This window comes from Streptomyces sp. GL_140, from assembly GCF_057834465.1.
In genome coordinates this window covers 4,996,135-5,011,118 of sequence record NZ_CM174404.1, presented here as the reverse complement: position 1 = coordinate 5,011,118, position 14,984 = coordinate 4,996,135, and the positions used below count along the sequence as shown (strand labels likewise).

Sequence of the window (14,984 nt, the reverse complement as noted above, 5' to 3'; positions counted from 1 at the left end):
GCGCGTTCGTGTCGCGGGTCCGCAACGCGGAACTTTAATACGAGCGGGGCGAACCGCCCCGAGCGTTCCGCGGCCGACGCGGGGCTTCACCGGTTTCCCGGGCTCCGGCGGGCTCAGCGCGAGGCGAACGGCGCGTCCGTCGGGACGATCTCGCGGCCCAGCGGGAGCAGGGACAGCGGGACCATCTTGAAGTTCGCGATGCCGAACGGGATTCCGATGATCGTGACGCACAGCGCGATGCCGGTGACGATGTGCCCGAGCGCCAGCCACCAGCCGGCCAGGATCAGCCACAGGACGTTTCCGATGCAGGACGCGGTGCCCGAGTCGTGCCGCTCGACGGTCGTGTACCCGAAGGGCCACAGGGCGTAGACCGCGATCCGGAAGGAGGCGATGCCGAAGGGGATGCCGATGATCGTGATGCAGAGGATCACGCCGGCCAGGCAGTAGCCGAGGAACAGCCAGATGCCGCTGAGTACGAGCCAGATGAGGTTGAGGATGGTCTTCACTGACTTCGGCCTGCCATCTGTTCGAGCCGGGCGATGCGCTCGGCCATCGGAGGGTGTGTGGAAAACATTTTGGACAATCCCTCACCTGGGCGGAAGGGGTTGGCGATCATCATGTGGCTCGCCGTCTCCAGCCTCGGCTCCGGCGGCAGCGGGAGCTGCTTGGTGCCCGCGTCCAGCTTGCGCAGGGCGCTGGCGAGGGCGAGGGGGTCGCCGGTGAGCTGGGCTCCGGAGGCGTCCGCCTCGTACTCGCGGGAGCGGCTGATGGCCAGCTGGATCACGGACGCGGCCAGTGGGCCCAGGATCATGATCAGCAGCATGCCGAAGAGCCCGGGGCCCTCGTCGTCGTTGGAGCGGCCGATGGGGATCAGCCAGGCGAAGTTGACCAGGAACATGATCACGGACGCGAGGGCGCCCGCGACGGACGAGATGAGGATGTCCCGGTTGTAGACGTGGCTCAGCTCGTGGCCGATGACCCCGCGCAGTTCGCGTTCGTCAAGGATCCGCAGGATCCCCTCGGTGCAGCAGACCGCGGCGTTGCGCGGGTTGCGGCCGGTGGCGAAGGCGTTGGGCGCCTCGGTCGGCGAGATGTAGAGCCGGGGCATGGGCTGGCGCGCGGACGTCGACAGCTCGCGCACCATGCGGTAGAGCTCGGGTGCCTCGAACTCGCTCACGGGGCGGGCGCGCATCGCGCGTAGAGCCAGCTTGTCGCTGTTCCAGTACGCGTACGCGTTGGTCCCGAGGGCGACGAGGACGGCGACGATCAGGCCGCCCCGCCCGAAGAAGCTTCCGATGACGATGATGAGTGCCGACAGACCGCCGAGGAGTACGGCGGTCTTCAGCCCGTTGTGCCGGCGGTGCACGGTACGCCCTCCAAGTGGTACGGCAGGGGCCCCCGGTCGAGGATCTGTCTGGTCGAGGATCTTTCTGTCTGAGGGCCCACGGTCCAGTGGAACCTCCCTTCCTGGTCAACGCCAGGTGAGGACGGCAGGTTCCCGGACCGCGCCCGGCCCGTGCGCCCCAGGAGCCCCCGGCGCGCACGGTCCCCGAGGCCGCTGCGGACGTTGGGCCGTACGGGTGGCGGCATGTGGGTGACGGCCGCGGCGGACGGGCCGGACCGTGGCGGGGGCGTGGCGGGGGCGGTGGCGGGGGGCAGTGGCGGGGGCGGTGGCCGGGGGCTACAGCGGGAAGAGGCTGCCCGTCGCGAAGCGCAGCACCAGTTGCGGGGCGCCCGAGAGGATCAGGGCGGCCGCGGCGGTGAGCACGATGGCCGCGGTGACCGGCCACGGGGTCCTGGAACCCGTACGGGGCCTCGCGCCCTCTCCGGCGTCCGGGGACTTGGTCTCACCCTCCGGGGTGCGGAAGAGCAGGGCCGTCCAGCGCAGGTAGTAGTACAGCGCGACGACCACGTTGACGGCCATGACCACGGCGAGCCAGCCCAGCCCCGCGTCGACGGCCGACCGGAAGACGGTGACCTTCGCGAACAGCCCGATGATGCCCGGCGGCAGACCGGCGAGGCAGAGCAGGAAGAAGGCCAGCGCGAGGGCGGCGAGCGGGCGCTCGGCGTACAGGCCCCGGTAGTCGGCGAGCCGGTGCAGGGGCTTCGTACGGGCCACCAGGGCGGCCACTGCGAAGGCGCCGAGGTTCACGGCCGCGTACATGAGGGCGTAGGCGACGGTGGAGCCGATCTGGTCGCGCCCGGCGTAGGCGGCGGCCGCGACCGGGACCAGCAGGTAGCCGGCCTGGCCGACCGAGGACCAGGCGAGCAGCCGTACGGCGCCGTTCGGGCGCTCCGCGGACTGGCGCAGCGCGGCGGCGTTGCCCAGCGTCATGGTGAGCGCGGCGAGGACGGCGAGGGCGGGGCCCCAGACGTCGGAGTACGCGGGGAACGCGATCACGGTGACGAGGATGAGGCCGGTGAAGCCGACGGCCTTGCCGATGACCGAGAGGTACCCGGCGACGGGCAGCGGAGCGCCGACGTAGGTGTCCGGGACCCAGAAGTGGAAGGGGACGGCGGCGGTCTTGAAGGCGAAGCCGACGAGGGTGAGCGCGACGCCGGCCATGGCGAGGGTGTCGAGCTGCCCGGGAACGTGTTCGAGCCCGTCGGCGACCTGGTCGAGGTGGAGGGAGCCGGTGGCGGCGTAGACGAAGCTGACGCCCATCAGCGACACGGCGGTGGCGGTGACGGAGGACAGGAAGAACTTGAGGGCGGCCTCGGAGGAGAGCCGGTCGCCGCGGCGCATGCCGACGAGGGCGAAGGCGGGCAGCGAGGCGACTTCGAGGGCGACGATCAGGGTGGCGAGGTCGCGGGAGGCGGGCAGCAGGGCCGCGCCGGCGGCGGAGGAGAGCAGCAGGAACCAGTACTCGCCGGCCGGCATGCGGGCTTCGCGGACGGTGGTCAGCGACAGCAGGGCGGTGACCAGGGCGCCGCCCAGGACGAGGAACTGGACGACCAGCGCGAAGTGGTCGGCGGCGTAGCTGCACGAGGCGGCGTCGGCCGTGCCGGGTCCGGTCAGGCAGAAGGTCGTGCGGTCGCCCGCGCGCAGGGGCAGCAGGGTGGCGGTCGCGGCGGCCAGTCCGGCCACGGAGAGCCAGCCGAGCAGCGGCTTGCGGCGCTCGGGTACGAAGAGGTCGGCGACCAGGACGACCAGGCCGACGGCCGCGGTGACGACCACGGGCGCGATGGCGAGCCAGTCGACGGACTGGACCAGGCCGGGGGCGTCGGCCGCGGCGGTGGCGGCGCTGGTGATGGGGTGAAGGACCGTCATGAGTTCCCTCCCGCGAGGAGCTTCTGGACGGCCGGGTCGGTGAGGCCGAGGAGGACCGCGGGCCAAAGGCCGGCGAGGACGGTGAGGGCGACGAGCGGGGTCCAGGCGGCGAACTCGTAGTGCTGGATGTCGCTGAGGGCCGCCGGGGCGGTGCCTTCGGCGCGGACGGCCTTCGGGTCGCCCATGCACACGCGCCGTACGACGATCAGAAGATAGGCGGCGGTGAGCAGGGTGCCGAACCCGCCGATGGCCATGTACGTGAGGAACGCGGGCCGGGGCAGCCCCTCGGCCGGGTCGAACGCGCCGAACAGGGCCAGCATCTCGCCCCAGAACCCGGCCAGGCCGGGCAGGCCCAGGGAGGCCACGGCGGCGAAGGCGAGGAAGGCGCCGAAGCGGGGGGCGCGGCCGTAGAGGGCAGCGCCGGTGGCTCCGGCGAGGGTGTCGAGGTCGGCGGTGCCGTAGCGGTCCTTCAGGGCGCCGACCAGAAAGAAGAGCAGGCCGGTGATCAGGCCGTGGGCGATGTTCGCGAACAGCGCGCCGTTGACTCCGGTCGGGGTCATGGAGGCGATGCCGAGCAGCACGAAGCCCATGTGGCCGACGGAGGAGTAGGCGATGAGGCGCTTGAGGTCGCCCTTGTTGCCCTTGCGGGCGAGCGCCAGGCAGGCCAGGGACCCGTAGACGATGCCCACGGCGGCGAAGGCGCCCAGGTAGGGGGCGAAGGTGGCCATGCCGTCGGGGGTGACCGGCAGCAGGATCCGGACGAACCCGTACGTGCCCATCTTCAGCAGGACGCCCGCGAGGAGGACGGACCCGACGGTGGGGGCGGCGGTGTGGGCGTCCGGCAGCCAGCTGTGCAGCGGCCACATCGGGGTCTTCACCGCGAGGCCGATCCCGATGGCCAGGACGGCCAGGACCTGGGTGGTGTGGGTAAGTCCGCGGCCGTTGTCAGAGGCCAGTGCCACCATGTCGAAAGTGCCGCTGTTCAGTCCGATCAGCAGCAGACCGAGCAGCATGACGACGGAGCCGAGGAGGGTGTAGAGGATGAACTTCCAGGCCGCGGCCTGACGCTGGGCACCGCCCCAGCGGGCGATGAGGAAGTACATCGGGATGAGGACCATCTCGAAGGCGAGGAAGAACAGCAGCAGGTCGAGGACGGCGAAGGTGGCGAGGGTGCCGGACTCCAGGACCAGGAGCAGGGCGACGAAGCCCTTCGCGGAGGGGCCCGCGGGGAGCTTGAAGTAGCTGTAGAGCGCGCACAGGAAGAACAGCAGTGCGGTCATCAGGAGGAGGGGGAGCGAGATGCCGTCGATGCCGAGGTGGATCCGGACGTTCAGCGCCTGGATCCAGCTGATGTCGGTCGTCGCCTGGAAGCGGGACGGGGCGTCGTGGTCGAAGCCGACGGCCAGGGCGATCGCCGCGGCGAGGATGGCTCCGGTGACGGTCACGGCGTGGCGCAGCACGGCCTGTTCGGGGCTCTTGCCCTTGAGACCGGGCGGTGCGGGCAGCAGGGCGGCGACGGCGCCCACGAGCGGTCCGGCCACGACGAACGCCAGAAGGAACTGCATCACGGACGGGCTGATATCAATCACGGCTGACTCACGGCTCACGATCCGGCGTTGACGTTGGCGAGGACGGCGGTGGCGATCGCCAGGACCACGGCACCGGCGAGCAGGGCGCTCAGGTAGCTCTGCACGTTGCCGGTCTGGGCCCGGCGTACGAGGCCGCCGAGCAGCCGGGGGCCGATGCCCGCGCCGCGGACGTAACTGTCCACCACCTCGCGGTCGAGGAAGCGTACGAGGCTCGCGGCGGCCCGGACGGGGCGCACGAACAGCCGGTCGTAGACGGCGTCGAGGTGGAAGCCGGCGGCGGCGTGCCGGTGCAGCGGACCGAGCAGCGCGCGGCCGGGGTCGGCGGCGGGGACGGTCGCGACGACCGGGTGGTCGTGGGTGACCTGGTCGACCTCGGGGCTCTCGGCGGCCGATTCGGCGGCGGCGACGGACGCGGGCACTCCGGCGGCGACGGCGGCACCGGAGGCTCCGGCCGGGGCACCCGCCGATGCTGCGGACAGGGCAGCCCTGGCCTCGGCCCGCTGCCACAGGGCGTAGGTGAGGACCACGCCCACGGCGGCCGCGCCGGTGCCGAGGACCGAGGTCGTCAGCGACGGGGTGAGCTCACGGCCTTCGAAGAAGTCGGCGAGCGGGCCGGCCAGCAGGCCGAAGCCGACGGACGGGATCGCCAGCAGCCACAGCACGCCGGTCATGGCGACGGGCTCCTTGCCGTGGTCGGGGGCGGCCGCGCCCCGGCCGCGGAAGGCCATCAGCCACAGCCGGGTGGCGTAGGCGGCGGTGAGCAGGGCGGTCAGCACGCCGGAGACGAGGACCACCCAGCCGGCCGCGCTCGGTGCGAGCTCCGAGTGGCCGCCGGCGGTGTGCTCGGCGGCGACGAGGACGGCTTCCTTGGAGAAGAAGCCGGCGAAGGGCGGGATGGCGGCGAGCGCGAGCAGCGCGATCGTCATCGTCCAGAAGGCGTCGGGGATGCGCTTGGCCAGGCCGTCCATACGGGACATGGCGGCGAGGGAGTTCGTACCGGCGGCGTGGATGATCACGCCGGCCCCGAGGAACAGGAGCGCCTTGAAGGCGCCGTGGGACAGGAGGTGGAAGACGGCGGCCGAGCGGTCGCCGACGGCCAGGGCCCCGGTCATGTAGCCGAGCTGGCCGATCGTGGAGTAGGCGAGGACCCGCTTGATGTCGTCCTGCGCCAGGGCGGCGAGGGCCGAGCCGACCATCGTCACGGCCGCCATGACGGCCATGACCACCAGCGCGGCCCGGGAGGCCGCGAAGACGGGGAGGAGACGGGCGATGAAGTAGATGCCGGCCGCGACCATCGTCGCGGCGTGGATCAGTGCGGAGACCGGGGTGGGGCCCGCCATGGCGTCCGGGAGCCAGGTGTGCAGCGGGAACTGCGCGGACTTGCCCGCGACTCCGGCCAGCAGGAGCAGCGCGATCAGCGTCGGGTGGTCGAGCCCGCCCGCGGCGACGGCGCCCAGGATCTTCGTGATCCGGAAGGACCCGGCGTCGGCGGCGAGCGCGAACAGGCCGATGAGGAAGGGGACGTCGCCGAGCTTGGTGACGAGGAAGGCCTTCAGGGAGGCGGAGCGGGCCGCCTCGGTCTCCCAGTAGTGCCCGACCAGGAAGTACGAGCAGATGCCCATGATCTCCCAGCCGACCAGCAGCACCATCAGGTCGCCGGAGTAGACGACGAGCAGCATGGCGGAGGTGAACAGTGAGACCAGAGCGGCGTAGGACGGGTAGCGCGGGTCCTCGCGCAGGTACGCCATCGAGTAGATCTGTACGCAGGTGGCGACGGCCCCGACCAGGACGGCCACCAGCACGGCGAAGCCGTCGAGGTGGAGCGAGAGCTCGATCGGGACCGAGCCCGTCGGGGTCAGCTCGGTCGCCGTGTCGATCGCCCTGCCGCCACCCTGGCGGAAGGCCACGAGGACGGCCAGGACGGCGGCGCCCAGCGTCGGCAGGACGGCGAGCGGCCTGACGAAGCCGGGGGCGGTGCGGCCGAGCAGCAGTCCCGCGAGCGCGCCCAGGAAGGGCAGCAGGGGGACGAGTACGGCAAGGGTCGGCGTGTTCACGCGGCGGCTCCCGTCGCACGGCTGTCGGTGCTGTCCGGCTCGTGGCCCTCGGCGGTGTCGCGCAGCCTGTCGACGTCCGCGGTGCCCCGGTTGCGGTACACCATCAGCACGATCGCGAGGCCGATGCCGATCTCGGCGGCGGCGATGGCGATGGTGAAGAGGGTGAGGGCCTGGCCCGCGTGCAGGGTGTCGCGCAGCCAGACGTCGAAGGCCACCAGGTTGAGGTTGACGGCGTTGAGCATCAGCTCGACGGACATCAGGACCAGGATGGCGTTGCGGCGGGCGAGCACTCCGTACAGGCCCGTGGCGAAGAGGAGGGCCGCCAGTACGGCGGGGTAGGCGAGGTGCATCAGCGCTTCCCCTTCTTGTCCGTCGTGCCGGTGGCGCCCGGCACTTCGCCGATGGCACCGGCGGCGCCGGCGGCGTGGGCCTCGTCGGCCGCGTCGGTCTTGCGGGAGAGCACGATGGCGCCGATCAGGGCTGCGAGGAGGAGGACCGAGAGCGCCTCGAAGGGCAGTACCCAGTGCCGGAAGAGGATCTCGCCGGTCACCTTGGTGGAGCCCTGGGCGGGGCCGTCGAGGTCGATCCAGGTGGTGCGGAAGGCGTCGACGACCACCCAGACGAGTGCGACGGCCGCGGTGGCGGCGACGCCGAGCGCGACCGGGCGGTTGCCGGAGTCGGCGTCCGGCGAGCGGCCGATGGGCGCCTTGGTGAGCATCAGCCCGAAGAGGAGGAGGACGACCACGGAACCGAGGTAGATCAGCACCTGGACCCAGGCGATGAACTCCGCGGTCAGCAGCAGGTACTCGACGGCGACCCCGCCGAGCGCGACGACCAGCCACAGGGCGGCGTGCACGAGCTGCTTGGTGGTGACCGTGACGAGGGCCGCGCCGAGGGTGGCGAGGCCGACGAGGACGAAGGCGATCTCGACGCCGGTCGGGGAGAGGAATCCGCTGCCGGTGCCGGCGCCCTGCGCGGCGGCCGAGAGGTGGGCGGTGATCATCGGGCGGTGCCTCCCGCCGGGTCCTCGGGGGCGGGGGCCGGGGCGGCAGCGGCGGCGGCCGCTGCCGCGGCGACCTCGGCCTTCTCCACGGCCTTGCGGGCGGCGGCGATCTCCTTGGGCTCCTCGGCGGCCGGGTCCAGGGCGGGCGGGGCCGGCACGGTCCACATCCACTCGCGCAGCTTGTCGCGCTCGTGGGTCAGCTCGTGGATGTCCGTCTCCGCGTACTCGAACTCCGGCGACCAGAAGAGCGCGTCGAAGGGGCACACCTCGATGCAGATGCCGCAGTACATGCAGAGGGAGAAGTCGATGGCGAAGCGGTCGAGGACGTTGCGGCTGCGCTCACGCCCGCCGGGGGCGGCGGCCGGGACCGTCTCCTTGTGGGAGTCGATGTAGATGCACCAGTCGGGGCACTCGCGCGCGCAGAGCATGCAGACCGTGCAGTTCTCCTCGAACAGGCCGATGACCCCGCGCGAGCGCGGCGGGAGTTCGGGCTGGACCTCGGGGTACTGGGCGGTGTGCGAACGCTTCGTCATCGTGCGCAGCGTGACGGCCAGGCCCTTGGCGAGGCCTGATCCGGGGATGGGGGGCATTTACTGGATCGCCACCTTCACGATGCCGGTGAGCGCGATCTGGGCGAGCGCGAGCGGGATGAGTACGGTCCAGGCGAGCTTCTGGAGCTGGTCCTCGCGGAGCCGGGGGTAGCTCACGCGGAGCCAGATCACCACGAAGGAGAGCGCGGCGATCTTGAGCAGGGTCCAGACCCAGCCGGAGCCGTCGCCGCCGAAGGGGCCGTGCCAGCCGCCGAGGAAGAGGACGGTGGTCAGGGCGGCGAGGACCACGATGCCGGCGTACTCGGCGAGCAGGAACAGCGCGAAGCGCAGGCCCGTGTACTCGGTGTACGCGCCGAAGATGATCTCGGAGTCGGCGACGGGCATGTCGAAGGGCGGCCGCTGGAGTTCGGCGAGGCCGGCGGTGAAGAAGACGAGCCCGCCGACGACCTGCCAGGGCAGCCACCACCACTCGAAGGCCTCGATGATCCCGGGCAGGGAGACCGTACCGGCGGCCATGGCGACCGAGGCGGCGGCGAGCAGCATGGGGAGCTCGTAGGCGAGCAGCTGCGCGGCGGTGCGAAGGCCTCCGAGGAGGGAGAACTTGTTCGCGGAGGCCCACCCGGCCATGAGCGAGCCGAGCACTCCGACGCCCATGACGGCGAGCGCGAAGAAGAGCCCGGCGTCGATGACCTGGCCGACGGCGCCCTCGCCGGGGCCGATCGGGATGGCGAGGAGGACCAGGAGGTACGGGAGCAGGGCGACGGCGGGGGCGAGCTGGAAGACGCGGCGGTCGGCGTTGGCCGGGACGATGTCTTCCTTCTGTACGAACTTCACCCCGTCGGCGACGAGCTGGGCCCAGCCGTGGAACCCACCGGCGTACATGGGGCCGAGGCGGCCCTGCATGTGGGCCATCACCTTGTGCTCGGTCTGCCCGACGACGAGCGGGAGCACGAGGAACACGGCGAAGACGATGAGCAGCCGAAGGCCGACGTCGAGGACGTCGTTCACGCGGTGCCTCCGGTGGGGTCTGTGGTCGGGTCGCCGTCGGTCTCGGCCGGGCCGATGGGATCGGCCGGGCCGATGGGATCGGCGGTTTCGGTCGGGGTGGCGGGAACTGCCGGAGCGGCCGGGTCGGCGGGCTCGGCCGGAGCAGCCGGAGCGGCGGGGCCAGCCGGAGCGCCAGTGTCGGCCGGTTCAGCCGAAGCAGCCGGTTCGGCCGGAGCGGCGGGAGCGGCCGGGGTCGCCTGGGCGGTCGGCGGGGTGTCGAAGGCGGGCTTCGGGTCGTGCCAGGGCGCGTCCGTGCTCCGAGGACCGGGCCGCACGGGCGGCTCCGGTGCGGAACCGGCCGCGTCGGCGGCGTCGGCCGCCTGGCTCGCCGAGCCGTCGGAGGCGGAGCGGGTACGCCGGGGCGGGCGCGCGGCGGCGGGCGCCGGAGCGGGGGCCTCGACATCGGCCGGGGTCGGGGCCGAGGTCGGAGCGGCAGCGTCCGTAGGAGCCGGAGTTGCCTGGCTGGCCGAGCCCTCGGAGGCCGAGCGGCTGCGCCGAACCGGGCGCGCCGCGTCGGCCGGGCCGGTGGCCGGGGCCGTGGTCGGGTCCGTCGGAGTGGCGGCGGGAGCCGCCTGGCTCGCCGAGCCTTCGCCGACCGAGCGGGTGCGGCGCACCGGGGCGCCCTCGCGCGGGGCGCGGACCGGGCGGTCGCCGGCGGCACCGGCTGCGGCGGCACCGGCCGCGCGCGGAGTGCGGGCGGGGCGGGCGGGGGCCGGCGGAAGCTGGCCCTTCATCGGGCCCCAGTCGTTGGGGTCCGGTACGCCCGGCGGGAGCATCTGGCGGCGCTTGGGAGCATCGGGGTCATGGGCCTCGCCCGGCTCCTTGGCACCCGGCCAGGCCTTGGCCACGCGCGCCGCGAGGACGAAGTCCTTGCGCAGGGGGTGGCCTTCGAAGTTCTCGGGGAGCAGGAGCGGGACCAGGTTCGGGTGGTCGGTGAAGACGATGCCGAACATCTCGAAGGTCTCGCGCTCGTGCCATTCCGTGCCCGCGTAGATCGCGACGGCCGAGGGCAGGGAGGGCGCGGAGTGGGGGACGGTGGTCCGCAGCAGGAGGCGGCGTACGCGGTGGTTCTCCAGGGAGACCACGTGGGCGCAGACCCGGAAGCCCGTGCCCGGCTCGTCGACCGCGCTCAGCCAGTCGAAGTACGTGCAGCCCAGCTTGTCGCGGGCGATCTCCAGCGCGGGGATCCAGCTCGCGGTGGGGACGTCGACCGTGAGGAGGGAGTGGGCGTACGAGCCGACGGCTTCGGCGCCGAAGATCGTTCCCGCCGCGTCCGGGAGGGAGTCGTAGAGGTTCACGCGCCCGCCCCCGGGGTGGGCGGCGGGGTGACCAGGCCGCTGGTGAGCTGTGCGGGCGTCGGCGCGGCGGTGGTCGCGTAGCGCTCCGCCAGCGATTCGCGGGCGATCTTCTCCTGGAGCTTGAGGATGCCCTGGAGCAGCGCCTCGGGGCGGGGCGGGCAGCCGGGGACGTAGACGTCGACGGGGATGATCTGGTCGACGCCCTTGGTCACCGAGTACGAGTCCCAGTACGGTCCGCCGCAGTTGGAGCAGGCGCCGAAGGAGATGACGTACTTCGGCTCGGGCATCTGCTCGTAGAGCCGCTTGACGGCCGGGGCCATCTTGTCCGTCACCGTGCCCGAGACGATCATGAGGTCCGCCTGGCGCGGGCCGGGCGCGAAGGGGATGACGCCGAGCCGGATGAAGTCGTGACGGGCCATCGACGCGGCGATGAACTCGATCGCGCAGCAGGCGAGGCCGAAGTTGAAGACCCACAGGCTGTAGCGGCGGCCCCAGTTGAGGACCACCTTCATGGGCTCGGGCGCGAGGCGGGAGAGGACTCCCAGCTTCTTCGTCTCCGGGAGGGCCGTCGGCATCGGGAGCATCTGCGGCTGCTGCTGTTCCGGTGTCCCAGCCGGTGTCCCAGCCGGTGTCGCGGCCGGTGTCGCGGCCGGTGTCACAGCCATTCGAGGACGCCCTTCTTGTACGCGTAGAGCAGGCCGACGGCCAGGAAGCCGAGGAAGACGAACATCTCCACCAGCGTCGTGGCGCCGTAACCGGCGGCGGCGAAGACCGTCGCCCACGGGAAGAGGAAGATCGAGTCGACGGCGAAGATGACATAGAGGAACGCGTAGACGTAGTAGCGGACCTGGGTGTGCGCCCAGCCCTCGCCCACCGGGTCCACGCCGCATTCGTACGTCAGCAGCTTCTCGCGGGTCGGGACGACGGGGCGCAGGAGGCGGCCGGCGCCGAAGGCCACCGCCACGAACAGCACGCCGAGCGCGGCCAGGAGGCCGACGACCGAATACGTCCGGAAGTAGTCCGCAGCGAGCACGGATACGGTCGATACCGTTGGTTCGGGCACGTCCGTTCCTCGTTCCTCGGCCACTGTCGACGATCAGGTTGATCTGGTACGGACGGGAGTCTAGGGCCTGGGCCCCACAGGGTGGGGTTATCCCCCGTTTACCTTGGCCCGGCTGCCCCATGGCAACGGGCGCTCCCACTTGGCAGTCTGTGGCACATGACCGCCAACGATCACACCCCCGACGGCGACCGGCTCCCTCCCGTGCGCGCGGCCTTCGATGCCGTGACGTGGAAGGAAATCGCCTACTTGCTGACCAATTTCCCCATGGCCCTCATCGGGTTTGTTTACACGGTCGTCATGGTGTCGGTGGCGGGCGGCCTGTCCGTGACCGCGATCGGGCTTCCCCTCTTCGCATGTGGTCTGTTCGTGTCTCGCCAGCTGGGACGGGTGGAACGGATACGGGCCCGCGCGCTCCTGGGCGTACGGGTCGACGAGCCGACGCCGATGCCCGGACCGAGCCGCTCCGGCGGCTTCTTCCCCTGGCTGTGGGCGAGCCTGAAGGACGCGGTGGCGTGGCGGACCGTGCTGTTCGAGCTGGTGCGGCTGCCGTGGGCGGTGCTCACCTTCAGCGTGGCGCTGACCGGGCTGTTCGTGCTGTGGCCGGTGCTGCCGTGGGTGACGCGGGGCCTCGCGAACGTGGACCGGGCGATGGTACGGGGCCTGCTGTCGCCGTCCGACGAACTGGAGCGGCGGATCGCGGAGCTGGAGTCCGACCGGGGGGTCGTGGTGGACACCGCGGCCGCCGACCTGCGGCGCATCGAGCGGGACCTCCACGACGGGGCGCAGGCGCGGCTGGTGGCGCTGGCGATGGGGCTGGGCCTGGCCAAGGAGAAGCTGCTGGAGGACCCCGAGGGGGCGGCGGCGATGGTCGACGAGGCGCACGGCGAGGTGAAGCTGGCGCTCCAGGAGCTCCGCGACCTGGCGCGGGGCATCCACCCGGCGGTGCTCACCGACCGGGGGCTGGACGCGGCGCTGTCCTCGGTGGCCTCGCGGTGCCTGGTTCCCGTGAAGGTGTCGGTGGACCTGCCGGCGCGGCCGGCGGAGGCGATCGAGGGGATCGCGTACTTCGTGGTGTCGGAGCTGCTGCAGAACGTCAGCAAGCACGCGGGTCCGCAGGCGCGGGTGGCGTCGGTGGAGGTGTGGCGGTCGGACCGGCGGCTGCTGATCCGGGTGTCCGACGACGGGCGGGGCGGAGCGTCTGCCCTGGCCGGGTCGGGACTGGCGGGGCTGGCGGAGCGGCTGGGCGCGGTGGACGGGGTGCTGGTGGTGGAGTCCCCGGAGGGGGCGGGGACGGTGGTCTCGGCGGAGCTGCCGTGGCGGGAGCGGGTCGCCTAGCGGCCGGGCCGTCTCCGGCCGGGCCGTCTCCGGCTGCGGCGCCGGTTCGCTTCCGGCTGCGGCGCCGTGGCCGCGCCTCAAACGCCGGCGGGGCTGGATTGAGTGCGGCACCGTGAGCCCCTGCCGGCCCGAGCAGGGCTTGATTGGGCACCGCACCATGCCGCCTGCAGGCTCGGGTGGGGTTGGTGGGGGGCTGTGGGGCGGGTAGGGGGGTTAACCCCCCTACGTGGAGGCCTACCTGCCGGATGGTTCGGGGGTGGGGGAGCGCGGGAGGGTTGGGGGACAACGCGGAATGGAAGGGCGGGTCGGGAACATGGGCGGCAGTGCGCGGAGCGGGAGTGGGATCGGGCGGGTGCTGCGGGCGCCCGTCGAGGGGCGGATGTGGCGGGAGTTCGGGTACCTGTTGGTCGGGCTGCCGCTCAGCACCCTGTACTTCTCGCTCGCGATCACCGGCGTCAGCCTCGGCGCCGGACTGCTCGTCACCTTCCTCGGGGTCCCGGTCCTGGCCGGTGTGCTCGCCATGTGCCGCGGGTTCGGGCGCCTGGAGCGGGCCCGGGTCCGCGGGATGCTGCGCCAGGACATCGCCGAGCCCGCGCCGATCCGGGCGAAGAAGAGCGGGGTGCTGGCCGGCATGGGGGCGCTGCTCAAGAGCGGGAGCGCCTGGCGGCACGTGCTGTACTCCGTGATCCACTTCCCGTGGGCGGTGTTCGGCTTCTGTGTCGCCCTCGTTTTCTGGACCTACGGGTGGGCCATGCTGCTCTATCCGCTGTGGTTCTGGGTGTTCCCCGCCTTCACCGATCAGCCGGGACTGCAGCTGGTCCAGAACGGGGACAGCTACTCCTTCTACCTGGACTCGCCCGTGCTGATCGCGGCGACGTCCCTCGTGGGGCTCGGGTTCACGCTCGCCACCCCCTGGGTGGTCCGCGCCCTGACCACCGTCGACCGCGTGCTCGTCGCCGGGCTGCTCGGACCGTCCCGGCTCGATCATCGCGTCACCGAGCTGGAGTCCGATCGCGGCGTGGTCGTGGACACCGCCGCCGCCGACCTGCGGCGCATCGAGCGGGACCTGCACGACGGGGCGCAGGCCCGGCTGGTGGCGCTGGCCATGGACCTGGGGCTCGCGAAGGAGAAGCTGACCGAGGACCCGCGGGCCGCCGCCCTGATGGTGGACGAGGCCCACGGCGAGGTGAAGGTCGCCCTGCAGGAGCTTCGGGACCTGGCCCGCGGGATCCACCCGGCCGTGCTGACCGACCGGGGGCTGGACGCGGCGCTGTCTTCGGTGGCCTCGCGGTGCGCCGTGCCGGTGCGGGTGGCCGTGGAGCTGCCCTCGCGTCCCGCGGCGGCGATCGAGGGGATCGCGTACTTCACCGTCTCGGAGCTGCTGCAGAACGTCAGCAAGCACGCGCAGGCCCGTACGGCCAGTGTCGACGTGTGGAAGTCGGGCGACCGGCTGCTGATCCAGGTCTCCGACGACGGCCGGGGCGGGGCGGACGCCCTGGCCGGGTCGGGGCTGGCGGGGCTGGGCGAGCGGCTCGACGCCGTGGACGGGGTGCTGGTCGTGGACTCCCCCGAGGGAACGGGCACCACCGTGACGGCCGAGCTGCCCTGGCGCTCCTGAGGACCTGAGCCACAGATGCTTCGAGATCCCGGCCTCCTCCCGAGGAGGCCGGGATCTCCTCGTGGGTCCCGGAACACGCCCGGGCCACCGGCCCCGCACCCCCATTCGGCCCCCTCCGACGGGGGCCAAGGGCCTGACTTTCGGGCCCGCTCCCC

The 14,984-nt window shown here is 72.4% G+C and carries 14 protein-coding genes; 2 read left to right on the top strand and 12 right to left on the bottom strand.

Annotated features, from left to right (window positions below; genetic code table 11):
• Positions 1 to 113: 113 nt before the first annotated feature.
• The 12 genes from AC3IYJ_RS23300 to AC3IYJ_RS23245 form a co-directional block, all read right to left on the bottom strand.
• Complete coding sequence (locus AC3IYJ_RS23300; RefSeq protein ID WP_489396713.1) at positions 114 to 506, bottom strand: YccF domain-containing protein; 393 nt, start codon at positions 504 to 506, stop codon at positions 114 to 116.
• Positions 503 to 1,366 (bottom strand): zinc metalloprotease HtpX, encoded by an 864-nt coding sequence (gene htpX / locus AC3IYJ_RS23295; RefSeq protein ID WP_489396712.1) that lies wholly within the window; start codon positions 1,364 to 1,366, stop codon positions 503 to 505. Before htpX ends, AC3IYJ_RS23300 begins: the two co-directional genes overlap by 4 nt.
• A 315-nt stretch (positions 1,367 to 1,681) precedes the next feature.
• Positions 1,682 to 3,271, bottom strand: a complete 1,590-nt coding sequence (locus AC3IYJ_RS23290) for an NADH-quinone oxidoreductase subunit N (RefSeq protein WP_489396711.1) — start codon at positions 3,269 to 3,271, stop codon at positions 1,682 to 1,684.
• Positions 3,268 to 4,836 carry a complex I subunit 4 family protein gene (locus AC3IYJ_RS23285; protein ID WP_489402898.1) on the bottom strand — a complete coding sequence of 523 codons (1,569 nt, stop codon included), beginning with the start codon at positions 4,834 to 4,836 and terminating at the stop codon, positions 3,268 to 3,270. Before AC3IYJ_RS23285 ends, AC3IYJ_RS23290 begins: the two co-directional genes overlap by 4 nt.
• A 38-nt stretch (positions 4,837 to 4,874) precedes the next feature.
• Positions 4,875 to 6,914: an NADH-quinone oxidoreductase subunit 5 family protein gene (locus AC3IYJ_RS23280; protein ID WP_489396710.1), complete on the bottom strand. Its 2,040-nt coding sequence runs from the start codon at positions 6,912 to 6,914 to the stop codon at positions 4,875 to 4,877.
• Positions 6,911 to 7,264: an NADH-quinone oxidoreductase subunit NuoK gene (nuoK, locus tag AC3IYJ_RS23275; protein WP_489396709.1), complete on the bottom strand. Its 354-nt coding sequence runs from the start codon at positions 7,262 to 7,264 to the stop codon at positions 6,911 to 6,913. The genes AC3IYJ_RS23280 and nuoK overlap by 4 nt, the downstream gene beginning before the upstream one ends.
• Positions 7,264 to 7,917: an NADH-quinone oxidoreductase subunit J family protein gene (locus AC3IYJ_RS23270; protein ID WP_489396708.1), complete on the bottom strand. Its 654-nt coding sequence runs from the start codon at positions 7,915 to 7,917 to the stop codon at positions 7,264 to 7,266. The genes nuoK and AC3IYJ_RS23270 overlap by 1 nt, the downstream gene beginning before the upstream one ends.
• The gene (locus AC3IYJ_RS23265; RefSeq protein ID WP_489396707.1) at positions 7,914 to 8,507 is read right to left on the bottom strand and encodes a NuoI/complex I 23 kDa subunit family protein; all 594 of its coding nucleotides are present in this window, start codon (positions 8,505 to 8,507) and stop codon (positions 7,914 to 7,916) included. The genes AC3IYJ_RS23270 and AC3IYJ_RS23265 overlap by 4 nt, the downstream gene beginning before the upstream one ends.
• Positions 8,508 to 9,476: a complex I subunit 1/NuoH family protein gene (locus AC3IYJ_RS23260; RefSeq protein WP_489396706.1), complete on the bottom strand. Its 969-nt coding sequence runs from the start codon at positions 9,474 to 9,476 to the stop codon at positions 8,508 to 8,510.
• Positions 9,473 to 10,813: an NADH-quinone oxidoreductase subunit C gene (locus AC3IYJ_RS23255; RefSeq protein ID WP_489396705.1), complete on the bottom strand. Its 1,341-nt coding sequence runs from the start codon at positions 10,811 to 10,813 to the stop codon at positions 9,473 to 9,475. Before AC3IYJ_RS23255 ends, AC3IYJ_RS23260 begins: the two co-directional genes overlap by 4 nt.
• Positions 10,810 to 11,397: an NADH-quinone oxidoreductase subunit B gene (locus AC3IYJ_RS23250; RefSeq protein WP_489396704.1), complete on the bottom strand. Its 588-nt coding sequence runs from the start codon at positions 11,395 to 11,397 to the stop codon at positions 10,810 to 10,812. Before AC3IYJ_RS23250 ends, AC3IYJ_RS23255 begins: the two co-directional genes overlap by 4 nt.
• Positions 11,398 to 11,468: 71 nt before the next feature.
• Positions 11,469 to 11,876, bottom strand: coding sequence for an NADH-quinone oxidoreductase subunit A (locus tag AC3IYJ_RS23245; protein ID WP_489396703.1), 408 nt, complete (start codon positions 11,874 to 11,876; stop codon positions 11,469 to 11,471).
• Positions 11,877 to 12,032: 156 nt separating this feature from the next.
• Between AC3IYJ_RS23245 and AC3IYJ_RS23240 the strand changes: the two genes are divergently transcribed.
• Together AC3IYJ_RS23240 and AC3IYJ_RS23235 are read left to right on the top strand one after the other, a co-directional pair.
• Positions 12,033 to 13,211 carry a sensor histidine kinase gene (locus AC3IYJ_RS23240; protein ID WP_489396702.1) on the top strand — a complete coding sequence of 393 codons (1,179 nt, stop codon included), beginning with the start codon at positions 12,033 to 12,035 and terminating at the stop codon, positions 13,209 to 13,211.
• Positions 13,212 to 13,524: 313 nt separating this feature from the next.
• Positions 13,525 to 14,829, top strand: coding sequence for a sensor histidine kinase (locus tag AC3IYJ_RS23235; RefSeq protein WP_489402897.1), 1,305 nt, complete (start codon positions 13,525 to 13,527; stop codon positions 14,827 to 14,829).
• Positions 14,830 to 14,984 lie beyond the last annotated feature (155 nt).